The organism is Myxococcus vastator (assembly GCF_010894475.1).
Lineage (GTDB): Bacteria > Myxococcota > Myxococcia > Myxococcales > Myxococcaceae > Myxococcus > Myxococcus vastator.
In genome coordinates this window covers 1-3712 of record NZ_JAAIYB010000627.1, presented here as the reverse complement: position 1 = coordinate 3712, position 3712 = coordinate 1, and the positions used below count along the sequence as shown (strand labels likewise).

1 protein-coding gene is annotated in these 3712 nt (G+C 72.5%); it reads right to left on the bottom strand.

The genetic code is table 11. The features are described 5' to 3' along the window. Positions 1-3589, bottom strand: a 3589-nt coding sequence (locus G4D87_RS35110) for a beta-ketoacyl synthase N-terminal-like domain-containing protein (RefSeq protein WP_240358861.1), incomplete at its 3' end; no start/stop codon positions are given. Between the last annotated feature and the right edge of the window lie 123 nt (positions 3590-3712).

Below are 3712 nucleotides of genomic sequence, written 5' to 3'. Positions count from 1 at the left end.
GCGCAGAGAGCACGATGACGGCGGGACGGGGAGGGCGGCTGGCGCGGGGAGCGGGCGCGCCCTCCCAGGACTCGACGATAAGGTGCACGTTGACGCCGCCGGCGCCGAAGCTGCTGATGCCGGCGCGCAGGGGCTCGCCGGGCCGGGCGCGCCAGGGCGTGGACTCCCGCTGGACGTGGAAGGGCGTGCTGGCGAAGTCGATGTGCGGGTTGAGCTTGTCTCCGTGGATGAGGGTGGGCGCCAGGCGGCGGTGCTTCATCTGGAGCAGCACCTTGTGCAACTGGCTGATGCCCGCGGCGGACTCCAGGTGGCCGATGCTGGCCTTGACCGAGCCGACGGCGCAGAAGCCCCTGTCCCCCGTGTGCTGGCCGAAGGCGTCCGTCAGCCCGGTGACTTCGATGGGGTCGCCCAGGCTGGTCCCCGTGCCGTGCGCCTCCACGTAGCTGAGCGTGCGGGCGTCGACGTCCGCGCGCCGCAGGGCCTCGAGGATGACCTCTGCCTGGGCCACGGGGTTGGGCACGGTGTAGCCGTGGGTCTTCCCGTCGTGGTTGTTCGCGCTGCCCTTGATGACGCCGTGGATGACGTCGCCGTCACGGAGTGCCAGCGCCAGGGGCTTGAGCAGCACGGCGCCCACGCCCTCGCCCGGGACGTACCCGTCGCCCCCCTCGGCGAAGCTGCGGCAGCGGCCGTCGCTGGACGCGAAGCGGTTGGCGCAGAGCATCACGTACTTGCTGGGGTGCAGCGACAGGTTCACGCCCCCGGCGATGGCCGCCTCGCAGGCGCCGGAGCGCAGGCTCTCGCAGGCGAGGTGGACCGCGTTGAGCGATGACGAGCAGGCCGTGTCCACCGTGAGGCTGGGGCCGCTCAGGTTGAGCGCGTAGGAGACCCGGTTGGCGATGGAGAACGTCTGCGTGTTGAGCGGGATGCGGTGGCCGCGCGCCCACTCCTGGGCGCCCAGCAGGGCGTACTCGTTGTAGGTGACGCCCACGAACACGCCCACGGGGGCGCGCGGGGTGCCCGCGCCGGGCCTCGCCAGCCCCGTCCGCGTGTAGCCCGCGTCCTCCAGGCAGGCCCAGGCTGTCTCCAGGAAGAGGCGCTCCTGCGGGTCCATGTAGCGAGCGACCAGCGGGGAAATCTGGAAGAAGGCCGCGTCGAACCGGTCCACGCCTTCCAGGAAGCCGCCCCACCGGGCGTAGATGGAGCCGGGCTGACGGCGAGAGGCGTCGAACAGCGGCCGGTAGTCCCATCGCTCCGGCGGAATCTCCTCGATGCAGTCGCGGCCCGCCTCCAGGTTGCGCCAGAAGCGCTCCAGGTTCTCCGCCTGGGGATAGCGTCCGCTCATGCCGATGACAGCGATGTCCATCGTCGCGGGACTGGCCGCGGGTTGCGGCCGGAGCACCTCGCGCCGTGGCGTGGAGGCCGTCACCCGCGGCGCGGCGGGCGGCGTGTCCCGCGTGGCCACGAGTCGCTGGACGCCGTCCGCGTGTTGCTCGCACAGGTAGGACGCCAGCTCCGCGAGGTTCCTGTACTTGTAGAACAGCGTGATGGGGAGCTTGCCGAACGTGAGCTCCAGCTTCTGGTGGACCTCGGAGATGAGGATGGAGTTCATCCCGTAGCTCTCGAAGTCGGCCGTGGGCTGGAGGTGCTCCGCGTCCAGCCCGGCCGTGGTCGCCAGCGCCTGGGTGAGGACGTGGAGCGCCGCGTCCTGGAGCGCCGCGCCCGCCAACGGACCGGGGACGTATGCCGGTGCCGCCTCGATGACCTGGGCGGGCTCCGATGCCGCGCGCTCCACGTAGAGCCGGTCGGCGGGAGCGGGCAGCAGCCAGTGTCGGGAGCCGGTGAAGGGATGGCCGGGCAGGGACACGCGGCGGCGCGGGCGAGGGAAGAGCCGCGACAGGTCGTCGAGCGCCCCACCCACCCAGAGGCGGGCGAGCCGCTCCAGCTCGCCGCCCGACATCAGGGCATCGAGGAAGGTGGCCCCGGCCGTGCCTCCGAGCAGCAGGTCATTCCATCGCGTGGCCTCCGCGCGGCCGACGTGGACCTGCGTGGTGTCGCCACGCTCCAGCCAGGCGTCGAGCCGCGCGGTGAGCTCATCGAGGCTGTGCGCCACGATGGCCAGTCGCTCGTCCAGGACCTCGCGCCCCACCGCGAGGGTATAGGCCACGTCCTCCAGGCGCGGGGGCTCCGGGCGGCGCAGGGCGGCGCGCAAGCGGCTGGCGGCGGCGCGCAGCGTGGCGGGCTCCCGTGCGGACAGCACCACCAGCTGCGGGCCCGTGACGGCTTCGGGTGAGGACGCCGCAGTCCGGTACTCTTCCAGGACGACGTGCGCGTTGGTTCCACCGAAGCCGAAGGAGCTCACGCCAGCGCGGCGTGAAGCCTCTTCGCCCCCGGGCGCGGGCCAGGGGCGGGTGTCCGCGTTGACGTAGAAGGGGCCGCCCTCCAGCCGGAGCTCGGGGTTGGGCGTCTGGAAGTGGAGGCTCGCGGGCAGGGTGCGGTGCCGCAGCGCCAGCACCACCTTGAGGACCCCCGCGATGCCCGCGGCGGTCTCCAAGTGCCCGATGTTCGTCTTGACCGAGCCGAGCGCGCAGTGCGGCTGGGCGGAGGGCGGACGGTCCCAGCGCTGATAGAGCCGCTCGAAGGCGATGCGCAGGCCATTGACCTCGATGGGGTCACCCAGGCGCGTGCCCGTGCCGTGCGCTTCGATGTAGCCGACCGTGGCGGGGTCGACCTGGGCATCCTCGTAGGCCGCCACCAGCAGCTCCGCCTGGGCGGTGGGGTTGGGGGCCGTCAGCGCCTGCGCCCGGCCACCGTGGTTGATGGCCGTGCCCCGGATGACGGCGTGGATGGTGTCCCCGTCCGCCTCCGCGCGCGACAGGGGCTTGAGCAGGAGCGCGCCGAGCCCTTCACCCCGGACGTAGCCGTTGGCGCGGGCGTCGAATGTCTTGCAGCGGCCGTCCTCTGCCAGCATGCCCGCGCGGCTGAACGCGAAGTAGAGGTGCGGGCTGAGCAGGAGGTTGACGCCACCGACGAGCGCCAGCTCGCTCTGGCCCGAGCGCAGCGACTGCACGGCGTGGTGGATGGCGACCAGGGAGCTGGAGCAGGCGGTCTCCACCGGGAGGCTGGGGCCGTGCAGGTCGAGCAGGAAGGAGAGCCGGTTGGGAAGGACGGAGTGGGCCTTCCCCGTGGCGGTGTGCGCGTCCGCCGCGACGCCGAAGTCCCGGAGCAGGTCGTGGTAGTCCGTCGTGCCGATGCCCACGAACACGCCCGTCTTCGTCCCCGCGAGCGAGCTGGGCCGGTAGCCCGCGTCCTCCAGGGTGTTCCATGCGAGCTGGAGGAAGAGGCGGTGCTGGGGGTCCATCAGCGCCGCTTCGCGGGGGGTGATGCGGAAGAAGGCGGCGTCGAAGTGCTCCACCTCGTCGATGAAGCTCCCCCACTTGATGTGGGTCCGATGCGGCTCGCTCAGGGGATTGCCTTCAAGGGCGCGCCAGTCCCAGCGCGTCGGCGGAACCTCCTCGATGAGGTCGGTGCCCTGCTCGAGGTGCCGCCAGAAGGTGTCGAGGTCGGGCGAGCGCGCGAAGCTGCCACCCATGCCGATGATGGCGATGGGCTCTGTCCCAGCGCGCGCGGCGCGTGGCGCGGGCGAAGCAGGTGCGGGCCGCTCCGGCATGGGGGCGCGTGGCGCCGGAGCGGGCTCGGGGGGACGGGCCTCCGG